Origin of the sequence: Nocardia sp. NPDC051030 (assembly GCF_040683015.1) — a bacterium.
Classification (GTDB): Bacteria; Actinomycetota; Actinomycetes; order Mycobacteriales; family Mycobacteriaceae; genus Nocardia.
Genome location: NZ_JBFBCD010000003.1, coordinates 517,580 through 536,243, shown reverse-complemented (window position 1 = coordinate 536,243; position 18,664 = coordinate 517,580). Strand labels below are relative to the sequence as shown.

Here is an 18,664-nt window from a genome sequence, read left to right as displayed (position 1 = left end):
GGTCCGGCAGCGTGCCGGACTAGCCTGTGCTAGCGGGTTTGTCGTCGATCGGGCAATTGAGGCGGTGATTGAATGGACGGAGATTCACCCCTGGAGCAGCCGCACACCTCCCGCATATACGACTACTTTCTCGGCGGCAAAGACAACTACGAGATCGATCGCCAGGCCGCGGAGGAAATCCTGCGGGTGTGGCCGGATATTCGCACCGCGGCCCGGGTCAATCGGCATTTCATGCACCGCAGCACCCGATTCCTGGCCGAAGCCGGGATCCGGCAGTTCCTCGATATCGGCACCGGGATTCCCACCGAACCCAACCTGCACCAGATCGCGCAGGAGGCCGCACCGAACTCCCGGGTGGTCTACGTCGACAACGATCCGCTGGTCCTGGCGTATGCCCGGGCGCTCATGGAGGGCGGCGAGCAGGGGGCGACGGCCTATATCCTCGGCGACGTCACCGATCCGACGGCCATCTTGCAGGCCCCGGAGTTATCCCAGATCCTCGACCTGAACGAGCCGGTCGGATTGAGCATGATCGCACTGCTGCATTTCGTCGAGGCCGATATCAATAAGATCCTGTCGACCTTCCTCGATGCCCTCGCACCCGGCTCATACCTCGTAATCTGCACCATCACAGCGGATTTCGCACCCGAGCAGGTGGCCGCCGCGCAGGATGTCTACCGCGTGCGCAAGCTCCCCGCGCAAGTCCGCACCCGCGATGAAGTGACCTCATGGTTCGCCGGACTCGAACTGGTCGACCCGGGCGTCGTACCCCCGCATAGGTGGCGGCTCGTGGAGACCTTCGAGCCTTCACCGGCCTACGACGCCAAAATCTCCTGCTGGTGCGGTGTAGCCCGCAAACCCTGATCGCGTCCGACATCCCTTGGTTCGCGGGGAATGGATAAGTCCAGGTTCACGAAGCCGCTCCGGCACCCCTTATCGCGGGAAGTGTTCCAGTAGAAAGTCGCGCAGCGCCCTGACCTTCAGTGGTACGTGCGGGGATGCGGGCGAGACGAGGTAGAGGGGGTGGCCGTCGGTGCGGTATTCCGGGAGTAGCGGGGATAGTAGGCCCTCTTGGACGGCGATCTCGCCGACCAGGCGAGGGAGTAGGGCTACTCCGGCTCCGGCGATTGCGGCGCGGCGGACGAAGGTGATGTCGTTGGCGGTCAGTGGGCCGCGGACCAGCACGTCGGCGGCGACGGCCGGGGCGTCGGCGCGGTACAGCCGCCATCGGGCGCGGTCGCGGTCTGGCCGGAATACCAGGCATGCGTGGTTTGCCAGGTCCGCGATCGATGTGGGGGTGCCCGCCGTTTCCAGGTAGGACGGGGCTGCGAACAGTCCGAAACCCATGTCCTGCAATTGGACTGACGTTAGGGCGGGGTGGCGTGGGGGGCCCGCTTGCAGGCTCACGTCGAGACCCTGCTCTACCGGGTCGGGTGGATCTACGAAGATTGTCACGTCGACGCGGACCTGGGGGTGCTCTGCGACGAATTGCGCGAGCAGCGCGGGGAGGACCTCGGCGCCCACATCCGGGGGTGCGCCGAGACATACTGTGCCCCTCGGGATCTCACGCTCGTCGAATGCCGCGCTTGCCGCGTCGTGTAGCTCGGCCAAGGCCGCTGCGGAGCGGGCGTAGAACGTGCGGCCCGCCTCGGTGGGCGTCACCGCGCGGGTGGTGCGGTTCAGGAGGCGAGTGCCGAGGCGGCGCTCCAGGCGGGCGACGCGACGGCTCACCGTCGACTTCGGCAGGCGCAGGGTGTCGGCGGCCGCGGTGAATCCGCCGGTGTCGACGACGCGGACGAATACGGCGACATCGTCGAGCTGTAGGTCGGGTACGGGCATGATGGCATCGTTGCATGAACGGCAACAATGCGTTCGCCAGTCGAGGTCTAGTGCTCTGGTGGCAACATTCGTAGTGTTCCTCATGTCCGATCCGACATCGGAGGAACCCTTGAACCACAACAGGTCTGGGCCCGGGCGGCTGTTGGCGGTCCTCCGCAGCGCGGTGCCCGCCTACGCCTTCCCGGCCGTCAGTGCCTATCTCAATGCCCAGATCATTCCCGCCCCTGACTTCGCGGCCCGGCTCGAGGTGGCCTCGTACACCACCATTGCCATCCCGTCCGCCGTGGCGGCCGCGCTGGTCACGTTGTGGCTGTACGGTCGCATCCCGCCCGAGGCTCCGAGCCGAGGACGGGTCGCCCGCACCATTGCGACGGCCGCTCTCGTGTGCGCGGCGTTGGCCGGGTTCGTGAGCGCAGTGCTGATCGGCAATGGACTCCTGGACCTCTCGATTCTCCAATTCACGCTCGGCTCAGCGGTTCTCGGCGGAGGACTCGCCGCCCGGGCATGGGTGCGGTCCCGCGGCCGAGGCACTCCGCTCCCCGTTCTCGTGAACTCCCGCACCGGAAGGACTTCGTCATGATCCTCGTCATCGGCGGCACCGGGACCGTCGGTTCCGCACTGCTCCCCCACCTCGCCGCCTGCCGCGCGCCCGTGACGGCGCTGGTCCGGATCGGACCGGCCGAACCCGTCGCCGGTGTGCGGTACGTCGTCGGCGATGCGGGCGACCCCGTTGCCCTACGCGCCGCCCTCACCGGCGTGGACCAGGTGTTCCTCGCCATGAGCAACGGTCCCCGGCAACGTGATCTGGAGCTGAGTGTCGTCGAGGCCGCTGCCCGAGCGGGAGTCGAGCATCTCGTGAAGCTCTCGGCCCCGGCGACCGACATGGTGGCCGTGGCGCGGCTTCATCGAGAGGTCGAGCACGCCATCGTCGCCGCCGGACTCGACCATACGTTCTTGCGCCCCTACGCATTTCATCAGAACCTGCTGCGCCTCGCGCCGATGATCGCGTATACCGGAATGTTCACCGGCACGACCGGCGACCACCCGCTCAATATGGTCGACGCCCGCGACGTCGCCGATGTCGCCGCCGTCGCGCTCACGACCCGGCATACCCGAGGACAAGCCCTCGTCCTGACCGGACCGGAACCCATCAGCTATCCCGAGGTGGCCCGCCTACTCACCGCGCTCGGCCGACCCACCCGATACCTGAACCTCTCCCCGGATCAGATGCGCCGCGACCTCGACCGGACGGAACAGCCGAGCTGGCTGGTCGACCACCTGCTGGAGATCCAGGCTCTCACCCGAACACACCGGGAGACACCGACTCCCACCGTCCGCACCGTGACCGGCCATGAGCCCCTGCGGCTGGTCGATTTCCTAACTGAACACCGGCTCGCCTTCGCGACGCGAGATGGCGCTCAAGTCCGCTGATCTCAGTCGGGCTTCTCCGGTATCGGAGTCAGGTCCGACAGCGTGACCGCCCAGGGGCCGACGTATCCGCCCTCCCCGAAGTCGAGCAACGGCCGCCCGTCAATGGCTGAGCTCGAACGCTGTCCGCGCGGACTGCTCGGCGGACCGACGAAGCCACCAGGCCGCCGACACGAAAAGCGCGAGTGTGAGCCAGATGTAGGCATTGTGGTCGAGCACGGCGAACGGACCACGGTTGGGCAGATCGAAGACACTGCCGTAATGGATGCCGAGCAGGTCGAACACTCCGCCCGACGCCACCGCGAACGCGACGACCAGACCCGCCGCCGTGACCACGCCACGCCGTCGAATCGCCAGATCACCCAGGCAGATCAGCAAGGGAGCGAGCCACACCCAATGGTGCACCCAGCTGTAAGGCGAGACCACCGTGGTGGTCAGCCCACACAAGGCGACGGCAGGCAATTCCCGCTCGGTTGCCGACAGCCGCCGCGCCAGGAACAGGCACGCTCCGGTGAATGCGAGAGCGCCTGCCAGCCACAGCAATTGGGCGACATCGCCCGCGCCCAGCGAGCGCGCGATCATGCCGCGCAAGGACTCGTTCTGCGGGTTCTCGGGAACACCCACGCGCGCCGGATCGGCGAACGCGCCGCTCCAGAACGTCCACGAATCCTTGGGCAGCACGGCCAAACCCACCACCAGGGTGACCACCAGCGCACCGATCGCATTGGCAGCGGCCCGGAATCGGCGCGTCACCAGCAGATACAGCACGAAAAACACCGGAGTCAGCTTGATTCCGGCCGCGATCCCGGTCAACACACCCTTCCAGCGCGAGGAATCAGGCAGTGCCATATCCACCAGGACCAGCAGCAACAACAGAATATTGACCTGTCCGAAGGCCACGGTCTCCCGAATAGGCTCGCACAGCAGCAACAATCCGGCGATAGACAGCCCGAGTACCAGCAACCGCCGATCCCGCCGATACCCGAGCATCGACAGCGCCGCCCACACCGCCCCCGTCAGCATGGCGAAATTGCCCAGTGCACCCACCCAGGTGAACGCCGACCCGTGCAATCCGGCCAATGGCACGAACAACAATGCCGCGAACGGCGAATACACGAACTCCCACACCCCGCGCGTATTTCCCCGCAGCGGGCTGTCATACACCGAAACCCCGTGCACCACACGATCGGCCGCGATCTGATAGGTGCCCAGATCAACCATATGCAGCATCGTCTGCCCCGCCGCCACGACCTGACCGAGGTAATACCACCCCGCCAGCGCACCCAGCACCGACACGGCCCACACCACACTCAACGGAATTACCCGCCGTTGCGACGCACCCTGTTTCGCGCCCGCAACCTGCTCGACCGTCGACAACGCCATTCTCACCCCAGCTATTCGGCTTCCGACTGCCCGCCCCACCGTAGTGACGACGTCACGGCCCCGCCAGTCCGCGTCAGCCCCGGCGGACGGCGTCCGGGGTACGGAAGTCGCATGGACCTGCCGCGATGGGGATACCCCCGCAGCGGCGAAATTCACGGACGGCCAGCATGCGAGACCACGACTCGCGAGCGCTCAGGATCCCGAACTCGACCCGGAGGCGGTGAGCGCACTGCGGATGCCCTGGAAGGTGTCCACCAGCAATCCGACCATGAGGTCGGTGTAGACCGACAAGAAGTTGGGGCCCATGGTTTCCCAGCGTAGACCTGCGTCCTGGATCGTATTCGCGAAGGTCGTCGCCATGGACCGCTGCGGAATTCCCCTGGCCCGACGCCGACCCGTCAATCTCGCACGGGGAGGCCGAGATTGGCGATGAGGCGGCGGACGCGGGCTTCGATGTCGTCTCGGATTTCGCGGACCTCCTCGATGCCCTGGCCTGCCGGGTCGCGTAGCGGCCATTGTTCGAAGCGGTGGCCGGAGACGATCGGATCGGTGTCGCCGCAACCCATGTCGATCACGACGTCGGCGGCCCGGAGGAATTCGTCGGTCCAGGGTTTCGGGAATTCGGCGGCAATGTCGACACCGCGCTCCGCCATGGCCGCCACGACCAGCGGATTGACCACCGGGTCCGGGTTCGAACCGCCTGACCAGCCCGAAGCCTGATCACCCACCAGGCGGGTGAAGAAACCCAACGCCATCTGCGACCGGCCCGCATTGTGGGTGCACACGAACAACACCGCAGGCCCGCTTGCCACGGGCCGCCCTTCGGCTTTCGCGGAGGCGATCAACCGTTCCCGAGCGAACCGCTCGGCCGAGAGCGGCAGCTGATCCGATACCGTCCCGGTGGCGGCAAGCCGCTCGTAGGAAGAGACCAGCGCGCTCTCGATATCCGAGGGAGCCGACAGCCCGCCGAACTCCTCCTCGAGCCGTGCCGCAGCCGAGTCCAGGGCCGCGCGATGCTCGGCCGACACCGTATCGCGTACTGATTCGCCGAAGCGGTCCTCGGTCATCATCCACTTCCCTGTCGACGTGCTCTTTCCCGTCCTACGCCTTCGAGATCAACTCTACGGATCACCCGCGTCCACGGCCCGACAGCCGCGAGCGCCGCGGGCTCATGATCTGGCCGATCCAGGACGAAGTACAGATAGTCATCGCCGTTGACACCCCCGAACGGTGCTGAGATGATTTGTTGATAATTATCTCACCATCTCACCGTTCGGCTGGGCCGCTCATTCGGGTCGCCGCCGGACTGCGGAGGAGTCACTCATGTCTTCGGTCACCGACGCCCGAAGGGCCGCAACGGCACGGGCATTCGAACCGGCACTGGAAGCACCGGAGGAAATCCGGCTGCGAGTCACCGGTGCGATACCGCAGGAGTTGCGGGGGACGCTGTATCGCAATGGTCCGGGACGGTGGGAAGCGGGCGGCTTCCACGCCGGACATCCCTTCGACGGCGATGGGCTGGTGTCGAAGTTCGTCATCGACGCGGGCGAGGTGCGGTTCCGTTCCCGCTACGTGCGTACGCCCAAATACCTGGCCGAGGAGGCGGGCCGCGGTGCGCGCGTGCGGGGGCTGTACACCCAGGCGTCGGGATCGGCCGCCAATATCGGGCGGATTCCGGCCGATTCGGCGAACACCCATGCGGTCGTGCACGCCGAACGTCTGCTCGCGCTCAGCGATGTGGGACGGCCCTGGGAGGTCGACCTCGACGATCTGAGCACCCTCGGCCCCTGCGATTTCGACGGCGGATTGCCGCGGCTGACCCGGTTCTCCCCGCACCCTAAGATCGATCCGGTCACCGGCGAGCTGTTCAACTTCGGGCTGGATCTCGCTGTGGGGCACAAGGTTCCGGCCGGGCTGCGGTGCTACCGCGTCGATCCGCACGGTCGGCTGCACAATGCCGGACTGGTCCGGCTCGACCAGGTGATCGTGCAGCACGACTTCGCCATAACCTCACGGTATCTCGTGTTCGCGCTCGCCCCGATCACCGTCGACCCGGCACGCGCCGCACTCGCCATGCTGGGGCGCGGAACCTACGGTGACGCAGCCGATTACCGGCCACAACAGGGGATGCGAATCGTGCTGGTGCCCCGCGACGGCGGACAACATCGCGTCATCGAATGCGATCCGTTCGTGTACGTGCACATCGACAATGCCTACGACGACGGCGACGATGTCATCCTCGATCTGGTGCGCTACGACTCCTTCGACTTCTTGACCACCACGCTGAAGGACTTCCGAAACCGGTTGCCCGAGATGGGCAAACCCGCACGGATGCGCATCACCAAGTCGGGCCGGGTCGAACGCGCCGACATCGGAGAACTCGATGCGCTGGAGTTCCCGATGCACGACGAACGACGGACCGGACGCGCCCATCGCTACAGCTACTTCGCCTCCTACCACCCCGACCGCGACGGGGCCATCGTGAAGTACGACCACCGCACCGGAACCGAACACCGGCACACCTTCACCGGTGGCGAATTCGCGGGCGAACCGGTCTTCGTACCCCGATCCACCAAGGCCGAGGAGGACAACGGCTGGATCCTGACCGTCACCTATCTCGCGGCCGAACACCGCACTGCGCTGATCATTCTCGACGCCCGCGATATCGAAAAGCCTCCCGTGGCCGTGGCACACCTCGACACGCACTTCTTCCCCGGCTTCCACGGCAGTTTCACCACACGGGTGTCCGCTGTCGGCTAGGCGTAGGGGCTGCGGGTGAAGACGGGGACCTCCACCACCTGCGGGGTGTCCGCGGCGACTGCGCGTTTCAGGGCCGCGGCGAGTTCGTCGCGGCCGTGGACGAGGACGGATTCGACGCCGTAGGCCGTGGCGACGGCGGTGGTGTCGAGGCCGGACAGTTCGAGGCCGGGAATGTCGTGGACGCCCATGAGGCCGGTCAGGTTCTTGAGCGCGCCGTACTCGCCATTGCGGAGCACCAGCCAGGTGACCGGGATGCCGTGGTGGCGGGCCGACCAGAAGGCGGTGGCGCCGTAATGTACTGCGCCGTCGCCCATTACGCCGATCACCGGACGGGATGGGTCGGCGAGCTGAACGCCGACCGCGCCCGCCAGTCCGAATCCGAGGCCGCCCGCACCGGGGAAGTAATAGCCGCCGGGCGGGGTCAGGCTCACTCGCTCCCAGAAGGGCCAGACATTCGAGGTGGATTCATTGACCATGACCGTGTCCGGCGGCACCGAGGAATTGAGTGTTTCGAAGACACCCTCGGGGCTGAGTTGATCGGTCTCGTCGGTGACGGCTTGCGGCTTCTCACGGCCTGTCGGCTCGGCTCGGTCCGAGGCGGGAACGAGCCGAAGCAGGGCGGCCAGTGCGAGTTTGGGGTCGGCGATGATGGCGTCGCCCATGGTCGCGCGTGCGGCTTCGTCCGGGCTGGAGGTGATCGCCACCAGGTCCGCACCGGGCGGTAATTGCGGGCCGGGCAGGTATTCCATATATCGGAATACCGGCGTGCCGACCGACAACACGAGATCGTGGCCAGCCAATTTCTCTGCGAGAGTGCGTATTCCGGACGGCAGCACCCCTCGAAAATACGGATGGTCCGACGGGAAGCCCCACCGTGACGGCATCGGAGCGAGCCATACCGGCATCCGGGCACGCTCGGCCAGGGCGACGGCCTCGCGGTGCGCATCGGCGGCATCGACGTCGGAACCGATGACCAGCACCGGATTTCGCGCCGTGCGCAGTCGAGTCGCGAGGGTTTCCAGTGCCATCGGATCGGGGGCGGTCCGCCCGACAACGGCGCGCACGCGGAGTTGTCGCATGGCGTCGCCGTCGACCGTGGCCGTCCAGTCATCCTGCGGGATCGAGACGAAAACCGGTCCTCGAGGCGGTAATTGGGCGAACTGGATGGCCCGGGCGACCGCGGCGGGGACATCCTCGGGCCGGGCCGCCTCGTAGCTGCCCTTGACCGCGGGTTTGGGCAGTTCCGCCCCGCCGACATTGGTGAGCACGGCCTCGGTCTTGATCATCTCGCGGGCCTGCTGGCCCGCGATGATCACCAGGGGCGAATTGGCCGCGCCCGCATTGATAATGCTGCCCATGCCATTGCCGGTTCCGGCCGCAGTGTGCAGCACGACCAGCGCGGGACGGCCGGTCGCCTGCGCGTACCCGTCGGCCATGGCCACGGCCGCGGCTTCCTGCAGACCCAGGATGTAGCGGAAATCCTCCGGAAAGCCGTCCAGCAGTGGCAGTTCCGTCGAACCCGGATTGCCGAACACCGTGGTCATTCCGGCAGCGCGCAGTAGTTCGTAGAAGGCCTCGTGGACGGTGGTCACTTCGGCGGCCAGACACCCAGATCCATTGCCAGCAGCAGCATGTCGTAGTACAGCCGCTCCTCGGCGATCTTGCCGTCCTTGAAGGTGGCGACGGTACACAGTTCGATATCGACCTTCTTGCCGGTCGGGGGCACTTCGAGGCCGAATAGATTCAGTGTGCCGGTGTGGGTTCCGGTCATGACACTCACGCCGCACATCTTGTCGCCGGAGCCGAATTGTTCCTTGTACATCGGAATGCCTTCGGGGCCAACGGGTCCGATCGTGATGTCGGAGAAGGCCGACCAGAAGCCCTCCATATCACCCCAGTGGTCGTGGCGACCGACCCGCGGTTCGTGCGAACCCGGCTGATAGACGACCACGTCCTCGGTGTGGGATTCGATGAATTCTTGGGTCCGGGCGTTCCAGGAACGGTCACCGTGGCCGAAGGTAACCATGTTCTGCTTGACAACCTGCTCTGAGCTCATGTTTTTCCCCTGTCGAGGCGCATGATCCCGGCGACTTGCCGCAATCAAGATCATAAACATTGACGCAGCGAACGGTTCGCCTTCTGGAAATTACCGCCTGTCAGCGGCGGTGTCTGGCGATAGAAAAGACAATATCTTCTATCGCCAGCCTTCGCACGCCATCGTGACCAGCGTCATTCAGGGCAGCGATGGTGACAGCAACGGGATCAGGTGGGTACGGGCGAACCACCGGGCACGCTCGGGGTCGGAGACCGGAATCAGGCCGTCGGGAGTGAGAGCGAGCGAGTGGGCCAGGCGCGCGAAGATCTCCGCAACCAGCTCGGCATCGAAGGCGGCCACCTCATTATCGGCCTGCCAGCGGGCAATAATGCCCGCCAGGAAGCTACGACCGAGATCCAATATGGGCGAACCATTCTTGGAGACGAACAAACCACCATAACCATGATCGGAATCGACCAGCTCGCGCCAAAGCTTTCGCTGTGACAGCTCGGTAGTGAAGGCAACAAACCCGGCCACGAGCTGATCCTCGGCGGTCTCGGCCGCGTCGATAGCACCGTTCACCGCCGCGAACGCGTAGGCGGCCTCACGCATGATCACCGCATTGACCAGCAGCTCCTTTTGCGGGAAGCGCCGATAGACGGTCGCCACGCCAACGCCCGCGCGATCGGCGATGGTGTTCATGGTGGCGCGCCGGACGCCATCCTCGGCAAAACGCTCGAGCGCGGCGTCGAGAATCCTCGGTGTCAGCTCATCGGCTTCGCCCCCGTATGAGTCCAGGTCGCGCCGACCCCCGAGCTTCGATCCCATGACCGCCAAGTCTAGGAGCTAGCCGATCTCGCCCGGGGTCGGCTGCCAGGTTCCGGTGGTGTGTTCGATGAGGCAGTCGGTGAGGTGGTCGCTGTCCGGTTCCGGGGTGCCGTCCGGGCGCGTCGTCGCGCTCGTGATGTCGACGTACGAGTAGCCCGGGATCACACCCGCATATCGACACGTTTCCGCGCTGCCCACGCCGAACTCGACGCCATCGAGCCCCGACACGGTGCGGGTGAGCCGCACCGAGATTCCGCCCGCTGTCCGCGAGGCGACCAGGTCCGACCGGCTGCCATGATCGAGATCGGCGACGTCGACCGCGTAGGGTCAGGGTTGTGGAGCGTGCGACGCAGTGGAACATCCTCGAGGAGCGTGTGGTCGACGAGAATCGGCATATTCGGCTGTCGACGGTCGACGTCGAACTACCCGATGGAGTCCGGTTCACACAGTACGTGGCGCGGATGCCGCGATGCGCGATGACGTTGGTACTCAACGAGAATCGTCAGGTGCTGTTGATGTTCCGGCATCGGTTCATCATCGATCAGTGGGTGTGGGAGTTGCCGGGCGGCTATGTCGATCACGCCGAGGACGTCGCGGTGGCGGCGGCGCGGGAAGTGGAAGAGGAAACCGGGTGGCGTCCGCGCACGATGGAGCGACTCGTGACGTATCAGCCCTCGATCGGCACCCTGGATCAACCGCAGGAGATCTACCTCGCCCGGGGTGCGGATCTGACCGATACCCCACCCGACATCAACGAGGCTGAGGACGTGCGGTGGATCCCGCTGGCCGAGGCGGCGGCGATGATCGACCGGGGTGAGATCGTTGGTGCGGCAACGGTGGTCGCGATCTATCGGGCACTCAGCCTCGCCGAGTGAGCTCGAGAACCTGCTGCCGGAAGTCGGCGACTTCGGTCAAGTCGTTGAAAGGCCGCAACCGGTAGCGCAGGTCCCGCAGGTAGGACAGGCTGCGGCGGGATGCGAGATCGACGGCGATATCGAGCGCACCGAGCCCGACCCGCACGGCCTCACGCGGGTCAGTGACGGCCAGGGCAGAGGCCAGCAGGCTCAGGTTGAATGCGCGTCCCCGCTGGTATCCCACCGACATCGTCAACGACCGCTCCGCGAAATACGCAGTGCGGGTGTTGTCCCCGAGTGCACGGAAGCAATGGGCGGTTTTCGCGGCCATGTAGGACTGGTCGAAGTACGCCAGCCACACCGGCTGTTCACCGGGCCTGGCGCGGTCGAAGGTGCGTTCGGCGGCGTTGAGCGCCGTAGTGCAGGATGTTTCGTCTTGACGGGCGGCGTGTCCGTGAGCTTCGACCATGTGGCATTCGGATTCGAGTGCGGCCAGACCCGCGGTGCGGGCCGCGATCTGTGCGGCACGGGCGAGGTCGATCGCGTCGCCGGGGCGGCCGACGTAGGTGGCCTGATGGCTCATGGCAGCCATGATTTCGGCACTGAGTGCGCCGTCGCTGGCGGCGCGGGCGAGCCGAAGGGCCTGGATCAGGTACCGCTGGGCGAGGCCGTGGTCCTCCTGGTCGTACGCGGCCCAACCGGCCAGGCGTACGAGTTCGGCTGTGGAGCCGAATAATTGGCGGCCGATGTGCTCGTTGAAGCTGCCGCGCAGCAGCGGCGCGACCGAGCTGTGCAAGTACTGCACGATCGTCGAACGGACCTTGCCACCACCGACCTTATTGTCGAGATCCCGAAACGCAGCCGCCATGGATTGAACCGCATCGACGTCGATCTGACCCACTCGTCGCGAAGTACCCATCGACACAGGATGTTCGGGGCCAGGCAGAGTCAGCCACCTCATCGATGCCGCCGGATACACCGCGACCGCGTAGGAGGTGTCCTGCAGAAATCGTCGATGCTCGATGTCGCTGCGCCACAGCGCGGTCGACGCGTCGACCGCATCGGAGAGACTGAGCGAGAACTCCAGGCCGAGATCCGCTGCCGCATCCCGAAGGTTGGACATGCCGCACATGGCCGGTGTGATTGTGCGCCCGAGCAATTCGGTCAGTGTGTCCGCGATCAGCTGCGGCACCGGAGGCTGGGGCTGTTCCCCCGATAGCCAGCGCCCGATCGAAGTGTGGTCGTAGCTGAGCGTGAGCCCTAGACCTCGGCCCCGATCCACGACGCGCCGGGCAAGCGCCTTGCGCACCCCACCGGCCTCTTCGACCAGCTCCTCGAACTGCCGATTCGGTTGTTTCGCACGGCGTCCCATAAACCGAAGTCTGGCATCGGCAACACCAAATCGCTATCAATCACCGATTGTGCACGCCCCCAGTGCACACACCCGCCCATCCTGCGCGTCTACCGCCGACCCCCGATGTGCAGTGGACTGGCAGTCAGCCCCAACACCGGGTGGGCACATCGACCCACGAACTCGCGGTATCGGGTGCGCTGCAACGACCGCCGAGTACCGGGAGCTGCCGGACATGGACATCCTTCTTGCCATCACGCTCGTCTCGTTAGTGACCTTCGCCGCCGCCGTGACCGGCCGCATGCTCCCCTACGCCGACCATCCCGCGACTCGCCTGACCGTCGCTGACATCCAGGCGCGCCTAGCGGCCGAACCACCACGCACCTACGCTCCGGTCAGTCGAGGGCGGTGAGCGATGGCATTCACCGAACAAGAGGCAAAAGTGCTTGGTGCACTGTCGATCCTGGATCCAGCCCAAGCGCTGACCGTGCGACAGCTCTGCCGCGCGACCGGACTTCCCGAGACCTCGATCCACCGGGTATTGCTGCGGCTGTCACGCACCGGGTTGGCGATGGGCACCCCGCAAGGGCCCGCACGCTGGCGTTGCACCGAGCGGGGCCGACTCGCGATCACCCGACCCGTGTACCGCGACTACGCCGGGACATGACCATGACCAACTATGTGATCGGATTCCTCCGCCCCGACGTGTCCGGCGAGCGGTGGCAACAAGACCAGGCGCGCATCCACGCGCTGGCCGAGCAACGCGGATGGTCGGTGGTCCTGGTCTACTTCGGCGACCCGAAGCGCCCTGGCGCTGTGATCAACCGGCTGATGAATCTTGCCTACACCGAAGGCGTGAACGAGGTGATCGCCCCGAACGCCGACCATTTCGAGCCCGGCGACATCCCTGCCCTGGTCAAGATCGCCGATGTAATCTGCGCGGACACCGGCACCCGGCACACCATCCCCGTAGACGACGACGGGTTTCAGGCCGACTTCGCGGATCGCTGATTCCCTCTATCGGGGGAGATCGAATTACGACTCGCGGGCGACGTGGACTGGGTGCGGGCCTCCGTAGGGTCGGAGGCCCTGGGCAGGTCCTATAACCCCTGTCCGACAACATTGTTCGGCCTGGAGGATTTGTGCTGTCCGCTATTGCACCGGCATTGCGAACCCCGGATCTGCGGCGGAAGATTCTGTTTACGCTGGGCTTGCTCGCGTTGTATCGGCTGGGCGCTGTAATTCCCTCGCCCGGGGTCGATTACAAGTCGGTGCGCGAATGCATCGAACTCGTGTCCGGTGGTGAATCGGTCGGCATCTACGACCTGATAAATCTGTTCTCCGGCGGCGCGATGTTGCAGTTGTCCGTGTTCGCGATCGGCATCATGCCTTACATCACGGCGAGCATTATCACGCAGATGCTGACCGTGGTGATCCCGCGGTTCGAGGACCTGCGAAAGGAAGGCCAGTCCGGTCAAGCCAAGATCACCCAGTACACCCGCTATCTCGCCATGGCGCTGGCGGTTCTGGAGGCATCCACATTGGTGGCGCTGGCCGCACGAAAGCAGCTGCTGCGTGGATGCAGCAAGGACATTCTGGTCGACACCTCCCTCTTCGGCATGATCATCATCGTGCTGGTCATGACCGCCGGTGCGGCCCTGGTCATGTGGTTCGGCGAGCAGATCACCGAGCGCGGTATAGGCAATGGCATGTCGCTGCTGATCTTCGCGGGCATCGCGGCGCGCATGCCCAGCCAGTACACGGCGATGCTGGACAGCAGCGGCGGGCTGATCTTCGCGGGAATATGCCTCGCGACGCTCTTGACGGTCCTCGGCGTGATCTTCGTCGAGCAGGGCCAGCGCCGGATTCCGGTGCAGTACGCCAAGCGTGTGGTCGGCCGCAAGATGTACGGCGGTTCCTCGACGTATCTGCCGTTGAAGGTCAATCAGGCCGGTGTCATCCCGGTGATCTTCGCGTCCTCGCTGCTGTATCTGCCGAACCTGCTGGCCCAGCTGACCCAGAAGACCGCGGGTGAGCCGGCCAAGTGGCAGGAGCTGATTCAGAAGTACCTGGTCAACCCGAGCAACCCGGTGTACGTCGGGATCTACTTCGCGTTGATCGTGTTCTTCACTTACTTCTATGTCGCGATCACCTTCAATCCGGAGGAACGCGCGGACGAGATGAAGAAGTTCGGTGGCTTCATTCCGGGCTATCGCCCCGGTAAGCCGACCGCGGACTACTTGAACTACGTCCTGAGCCGGATCACCCTGCCCGGCTCCATCTACCTCGGTGCTGTCGCTGTGCTGCCGAACCTGATGCTGCGCTTCGGATCCGGCTCCCCGGCACAGAATCTCGCGTTCGGCGGGACTTCTGTGCTGATCGTGGTGAGCGTCGGCCTCGACACGATCAAACAACTCGAGAGCCAACTCATGAACAAGAACTACACAGGGTTCCTGCGCTGAAGCAGACTGTGCGAATGGCCTCGACCACATCGACACGCCCGCTGCTACTTCGGCTGGTGTCCACGCTCGTCCTCGCGATCAGCGCCACCATGCTCTCGGCCGGAGCCGCGCACGCGGCCGCCCCGGCCACCGGGCGTAGCGACGCGATGGGTCTCGGCGTAGCCGCCGCGCGGGATTCGACGATCTCCGTATTGCTCGCCAATAGTCAGCCCGTATTCCGTTCGGGCCTGCGCGCTGTGATCGAGACGCAACCCGACCTGCGATGCGTCGCCGAGGTCGGTGACGGTGCGGCCGCCATCCGGGAGATGCGGCGGCTACGACCGGATATCGCGGTGGTGGACCTCGATATGCCCGGCCTCGACGACTCGGCCACCATAGAGACGGTCGCCGGACTGGCGGGCACCACTCGAATACTCACCCTCGCCACCGACACCACGGACGAAACCCTCTACCGCGCAATGCGTCTCGGCACCAGTGGCTTCCTCACGAATACTCTTCCATCTCAAGGCCTCATCTCCGCCATCCGGACCGCCGCGTACGGTGATGCCCTGATCGATCCGCGCCTGACCCAGCGCCTGGTCACCCGCTTGACCATCGGGATCGATCCTTTTCCCGCCGCGCCCGAAGTCGAATCCCTCACCGCCCGTGAGCATCAGGTCCTACAACTGATAGCGAAGGCCTACACCAATCCCGAGATCGCTGACGCGCTCGGCGTCGGTGAACAGACCGTCAAGACGCATGTGTCCAATGTGCTCGCCAAACTCGGCGTCCGCGACCGCGTGCACGCCGCGGTCTACGCCCATACCCGCCGCCTCGTTCTGTAGGACCCGCACCAGCAGAGTTCACGCAGGGCATCCTGGTCATCCGGCGTTCTCGGATGCCTCCCGCAGGAGGTCGGCGAACTCAGCGGCGGCGCGTTGTTCGAACCCGATGAAGAACCGATTGGCCAGTGACACACCCCATCTGCTCGCCGGTCCGGCGACGTTGTAGATGCGATGGACGACAGTGGTCCGTCCCGCTTCCTCGGCGACTTCATACTCTCCGCGAAACCACCATCCGCCCTGGTAGGCCACATAGCCGCGGTCACGGTCGATCTCGACACCATGTTGCTCCGCTCCCGGAATGGCGGCGAAGCGGCGCGCGGCTACATCGATCACGCGCGCCGCGGGTGCCTCGACGACATCGGACAGTTCCAGCATCAGGCGTTTGGTCCCCATGCGGACAACCTATCGAACCAATACCCTCTGATGAACCCCTCTGCGCATCAACTGATTTGGGCTGGATCGGAGTTACGCGGAGCGGAGGTGCTGACGCATGCTGCCGATGCCTTCGATCTCGAGGTCGACCACGTCGCCGGGACGGAGGTACGGGTAGCGGCCGGAGAGGGCTACACCTTCAGGGGTTCCGGTGTTGATGATGTCGCCGGGTTCCAGGACGGCGTACTGGGACAGATGCCAGATCAGGTAGGGGATGTCGAAGATCAGGTCGGCGGTGGAGGAATCCTGGCGGGGTTCACCATTGACGAACGAGCGCAGGCGCAGGTCTTTCGGGTCGAGCTCGGCGGCGGGGATGAGGGCGGGGCCGAGGGGGTTGAAGGTTTCGCAGCATTTGCCCTTGGACCATTGGCCGCCGGATTCCTCGAGCTGGAATCGGCGCTCGGAGACATCATTGGAGATGGTGTACCCGGCTATGTATTTCACTGCCTCGTCCGGCGATTCGAGGTAGCGGGCGCGGGCTCCGATGATCACCGCGAGTTCCACCTCCCAGTCGGTCTTCTCGGAACCGCGTGGGATGAGGACATCGTCGTATGGGCCGATCACGGTGTTGGGGGTCTTGAAGAAGATCACCGGGAACTCGGGGACCGGTGCGCCGGATTCCTCGGCGTGCGCGGCGTAGTTGAGGCCTACGCACCAGATCGCTTGCGGCCGTGCCACCGGCGCGCCTATGCGTTGACCGGAGATATCGACCTCGTCCAGTCGACCGGCAGCGAATGCGGCTGTCGCATCGGCGATTCCACCCGCTGCGAGGAACTCGCCGTCGATATCGCGGGTGAGCGGGCTCAAGTCGTAGGCCCGTCCCCCGTTCACCAGGATCGGACGCTCGCTGCCCGCTTCGCCTATGCGTTGCAACATCATTCGGAGACTCCTTCCGGCATCGCTCCCAGGCGACGCAGGTTGTAGGTTCGGTCGGCTACCTCGCCCAGGATCAAGGCGCGCTCACCGGCGGTGAGCGCGGCGAGCGTTTCGAGGGTGGTGCGCCACACCGTGTCGTAGGACGCCGCGGTGAGGGTGAATGGCCAGTCTCCGCCGAGCATGAGTCGATTCGGGCCGAATACCGCCAGCGCATGGTCCACATAGGGCTGCCAGGACGATGCGCTGATCTCCTCGCCGGACACGGTGGCCAGTCCGGAGATCTTGGCGACGATATTGGGTTCGGCGGCTGCCGCGGCGAGCAGATCCGCCCAGGGCTGCCAGTGCGCGCTCGCGATGGGAGGCTTGCCGAGATGATCGAGAACCACGGTCAGCTCGGGATGGGCACGGGCGATGACCGGAACTTGCGCCAGCAGGTCGGGGCGTTCCGCGACGGCCTCGAATACCAGTCCAGCACTGGCCAATTGGCTCAGCGATTCCGAAACCTCGGTCCGCATCAGCCATTCGGGATCGGGATCGCGGTGGATCATGTGACGCACTCCCACGAACTCGGGACGAGCCAACAGTTCCGGTAGCGCGGCCGTGGTCAGCGCGGGCCGGTGCAAGGGCAGCCAGCCGACCACCGCGGTGGGCCGTTTCGCCGCAGCGGCGGCGGCCAGCAGTGCCTGATTCTCGGCGAGCGAATCCGACGCCTGCACCAGCACTGCGGCGTCGATACCGTGTTCGGCGAACTCCGTTTCGGCATCGTTCAGGGTGTATGTTCGGTACAAAACATCCGATGTTTCGGTGAGCCAATCGTATTCGACCCGGTACTCACCACCGCCTATCGTCCACACATGGACATGAGCGTCTACAGTCATCGGAGGCATTGCGTCACATCCTGGAGAGAAGGAACCACGTGTCGGTCACCGATGATGCGATAGCGAAGATCAAGGCGATGATCGTCTCGGGCGATCTGAAGCCGGGTTCGCGGCTGCCGCGCGAGGCGGATCTGGCGGCCGAACTCGGAGTGTCGCGCAATTCGCTGCGGGAGGCGGTGCGCGCGCTGTCGCTGGTGCAGATCCTGGACGTGCGGCAGGGTGACGGCACGTATGTGGCCAGCCTGGAACCGAATTCGCTGCTGGACGCCATGAGCTTCCTGCTCGACTTCCACCAGGACGATTCGGTGCTCGACATTCTCGGGGTGCGTCGCATCCTGGAACCGGCGGCCACTGCGCTGGCCGCCCAGCAGATGACGGACGAGCAGATCGCGCACCTGCACACCCTGGTCGAACCCCCGCAGAGCGGCGCGATCACCGACCTGGTGGCCTTGGATCTGAGCTTCCACGCCGCGATCGCCGCGGCCTCCGGCAATAAAGTCCTTGCCTCGCTGCTGGATTCGCTCTCCATGCCGACCACCCGGGCCCGCATCTGGCGCGGCGTCACCGAGGAGGGTGCCTTCGAGCGCACCGTCGCCGAGCACCGCGGAATCTGCGATGCCATCGCGGCACATGATCCGGAGCTCGCGCATGCGCGTGCTCTTGCCCATGTCGGCGGGGTCATGGAGTGGCTGCGCAAGGCCGCGGGCTGAGCGT

The 18,664-nt window shown here is 65.4% G+C and carries 23 protein-coding genes; 11 read left to right on the top strand and 12 right to left on the bottom strand.

Annotation, left to right across the window (positions count from 1 at the left end):
* The first annotated feature begins 72 nt into the window (after positions 1-72).
* Entirely contained in the window at positions 73-864 is a 792-nt protein-coding gene (locus tag AB0N05_RS11755; protein ID WP_364691171.1) for an SAM-dependent methyltransferase, read from the top strand.
* Positions 865-933: 69 nt separating this feature from the next.
* Here the strand turns inward: AB0N05_RS11755 and AB0N05_RS11750 are convergent, their stop codons facing one another.
* Positions 934-1,839 carry a LysR family transcriptional regulator gene (locus AB0N05_RS11750; protein ID WP_364691168.1) on the bottom strand — a complete coding sequence of 302 codons (906 nt, stop codon included), beginning with the start codon at positions 1,837-1,839 and terminating at the stop codon, positions 934-936.
* Between the two features lie 58 nt (positions 1,840-1,897).
* Between AB0N05_RS11750 and AB0N05_RS11745 the strand changes: the two genes are divergently transcribed.
* Both AB0N05_RS11745 and AB0N05_RS11740 read left to right on the top strand, forming a co-directional pair.
* Positions 1,898-2,419 (top strand): hypothetical protein, encoded by a 522-nt coding sequence (locus tag AB0N05_RS11745; RefSeq protein WP_364691165.1) that lies wholly within the window; start codon positions 1,898-1,900, stop codon positions 2,417-2,419.
* Entirely contained in the window at positions 2,416-3,270 is an 855-nt protein-coding gene (locus AB0N05_RS11740) for an NAD(P)H-binding protein (RefSeq protein WP_364691162.1), read from the top strand. Before AB0N05_RS11745 ends, AB0N05_RS11740 begins: the two co-directional genes overlap by 4 nt.
* A gap of 99 nt (positions 3,271-3,369) precedes the next feature.
* Here the strand turns inward: AB0N05_RS11740 and AB0N05_RS11735 are convergent, their stop codons facing one another.
* The 3 genes from AB0N05_RS11735 to AB0N05_RS11725 form a co-directional block, all read right to left on the bottom strand.
* A complete protein-coding gene (locus AB0N05_RS11735; protein ID WP_364691159.1) occupies positions 3,370-4,650 on the bottom strand; it encodes a glycosyltransferase 87 family protein in 1,281 nt (426 codons plus the stop codon).
* A gap of 192 nt (positions 4,651-4,842) precedes the next feature.
* On the bottom strand, positions 4,843-5,010 hold the full coding sequence (locus AB0N05_RS11730; RefSeq protein ID WP_364691156.1) for a hypothetical protein: 168 nt from the start codon (positions 5,008-5,010) through the stop codon (positions 4,843-4,845).
* A gap of 38 nt (positions 5,011-5,048) precedes the next feature.
* Positions 5,049-5,717 (bottom strand): arsenate reductase ArsC, encoded by a 669-nt coding sequence (locus tag AB0N05_RS11725; RefSeq protein WP_364691153.1) that lies wholly within the window; start codon positions 5,715-5,717, stop codon positions 5,049-5,051.
* Positions 5,718-5,973: 256 nt separating this feature from the next.
* On the opposite strand from AB0N05_RS11725, the gene AB0N05_RS11720 reads away from it, so the two are divergent.
* A complete protein-coding gene (locus tag AB0N05_RS11720; RefSeq protein ID WP_364691150.1) occupies positions 5,974-7,410 on the top strand; it encodes a carotenoid oxygenase family protein in 1,437 nt (478 codons plus the stop codon).
* On the opposite strand, the gene mdlC is transcribed toward AB0N05_RS11720, so the two are convergent.
* The 4 genes from mdlC to AB0N05_RS11700 all read right to left on the bottom strand — a co-directional run bounded on the left by mdlC (position 7,407) and on the right by AB0N05_RS11700 (position 10,519).
* A complete protein-coding gene (mdlC, locus tag AB0N05_RS11715) occupies positions 7,407-9,002 on the bottom strand; it encodes a benzoylformate decarboxylase (protein ID WP_364691147.1) in 1,596 nt (531 codons plus the stop codon). The genes AB0N05_RS11720 and mdlC overlap by 4 nt on opposite strands.
* Positions 8,999-9,466, bottom strand: a complete 468-nt coding sequence (locus AB0N05_RS11710) for an ester cyclase (RefSeq protein WP_364691144.1) — start codon at positions 9,464-9,466, stop codon at positions 8,999-9,001. The genes mdlC and AB0N05_RS11710 overlap by 4 nt, the downstream gene beginning before the upstream one ends.
* 177 nt (positions 9,467-9,643) lie before the next feature.
* Positions 9,644-10,273 (bottom strand): TetR/AcrR family transcriptional regulator, encoded by a 630-nt coding sequence (locus AB0N05_RS11705; protein WP_364691141.1) that lies wholly within the window; start codon positions 10,271-10,273, stop codon positions 9,644-9,646.
* A gap of 18 nt (positions 10,274-10,291) precedes the next feature.
* Complete coding sequence (locus AB0N05_RS11700) at positions 10,292-10,519, bottom strand: hypothetical protein (protein WP_364691138.1); 228 nt, start codon at positions 10,517-10,519, stop codon at positions 10,292-10,294.
* A gap of 89 nt (positions 10,520-10,608) precedes the next feature.
* Here AB0N05_RS11700 and AB0N05_RS11695 point away from each other — a divergent pair, with 89 nt between their 5' ends.
* The gene (locus AB0N05_RS11695; RefSeq protein ID WP_364691135.1) at positions 10,609-11,148 is read left to right on the top strand and encodes an NUDIX hydrolase; all 540 of its coding nucleotides are present in this window, start codon (positions 10,609-10,611) and stop codon (positions 11,146-11,148) included.
* Here the strand turns inward: AB0N05_RS11695 and AB0N05_RS11690 are convergent.
* Positions 11,132-12,499: a hypothetical protein gene (locus tag AB0N05_RS11690; RefSeq protein ID WP_364691132.1), complete on the bottom strand. Its 1,368-nt coding sequence runs from the start codon at positions 12,497-12,499 to the stop codon at positions 11,132-11,134. The genes AB0N05_RS11695 and AB0N05_RS11690 overlap by 17 nt on opposite strands.
* Before the next feature lie 214 nt (positions 12,500-12,713).
* Here AB0N05_RS11690 and AB0N05_RS11685 point away from each other — a divergent pair, with 214 nt between their 5' ends.
* The 5 genes from AB0N05_RS11685 to AB0N05_RS11665 all read left to right on the top strand — a co-directional run bounded on the left by AB0N05_RS11685 (position 12,714) and on the right by AB0N05_RS11665 (position 15,764).
* On the top strand, positions 12,714-12,890 hold the full coding sequence (locus tag AB0N05_RS11685; RefSeq protein ID WP_364691129.1) for a hypothetical protein: 177 nt from the start codon (positions 12,714-12,716) through the stop codon (positions 12,888-12,890).
* A gap of 3 nt (positions 12,891-12,893) precedes the next feature.
* A complete protein-coding gene (locus AB0N05_RS11680; protein ID WP_364691126.1) occupies positions 12,894-13,145 on the top strand; it encodes a helix-turn-helix domain-containing protein in 252 nt (83 codons plus the stop codon).
* Between the two features lie 2 nt (positions 13,146-13,147).
* Entirely contained in the window at positions 13,148-13,489 is a 342-nt protein-coding gene (locus tag AB0N05_RS11675; RefSeq protein ID WP_364691123.1) for a hypothetical protein, read from the top strand.
* Between the two features lie 131 nt (positions 13,490-13,620).
* On the top strand, positions 13,621-14,940 hold the full coding sequence (secY, locus tag AB0N05_RS11670; RefSeq protein ID WP_364691120.1) for a preprotein translocase subunit SecY: 1,320 nt from the start codon (positions 13,621-13,623) through the stop codon (positions 14,938-14,940).
* A 14-nt stretch (positions 14,941-14,954) separates the two neighbouring features.
* Positions 14,955-15,764, top strand: coding sequence for a response regulator transcription factor (locus AB0N05_RS11665; protein ID WP_364691117.1), 810 nt, complete (start codon positions 14,955-14,957; stop codon positions 15,762-15,764).
* Positions 15,765-15,800: 36 nt separating this feature from the next.
* Here the strand turns inward: AB0N05_RS11665 and AB0N05_RS11660 are convergent, their stop codons facing one another.
* From AB0N05_RS11660 to AB0N05_RS11650, 3 genes are all read right to left on the bottom strand, one after another.
* Entirely contained in the window at positions 15,801-16,157 is a 357-nt protein-coding gene (locus AB0N05_RS11660; protein WP_364691114.1) for a hypothetical protein, read from the bottom strand.
* Between the two features lie 72 nt (positions 16,158-16,229).
* Positions 16,230-17,075 carry a fumarylacetoacetate hydrolase family protein gene (locus AB0N05_RS11655; protein ID WP_364691111.1) on the bottom strand — a complete coding sequence of 282 codons (846 nt, stop codon included), beginning with the start codon at positions 17,073-17,075 and terminating at the stop codon, positions 16,230-16,232.
* A complete protein-coding gene (locus AB0N05_RS11650; RefSeq protein ID WP_364691108.1) occupies positions 17,072-17,950 on the bottom strand; it encodes an amidohydrolase family protein in 879 nt (292 codons plus the stop codon). Before AB0N05_RS11650 ends, AB0N05_RS11655 begins: the two co-directional genes overlap by 4 nt.
* A gap of 38 nt (positions 17,951-17,988) precedes the next feature.
* Here AB0N05_RS11650 and AB0N05_RS11645 point away from each other — a divergent pair, with 38 nt between their 5' ends.
* The gene (locus tag AB0N05_RS11645; RefSeq protein WP_364691105.1) at positions 17,989-18,660 is read left to right on the top strand and encodes a FadR/GntR family transcriptional regulator; all 672 of its coding nucleotides are present in this window, start codon (positions 17,989-17,991) and stop codon (positions 18,658-18,660) included.
* Positions 18,661-18,664: the final 4 nt, after the last annotated feature.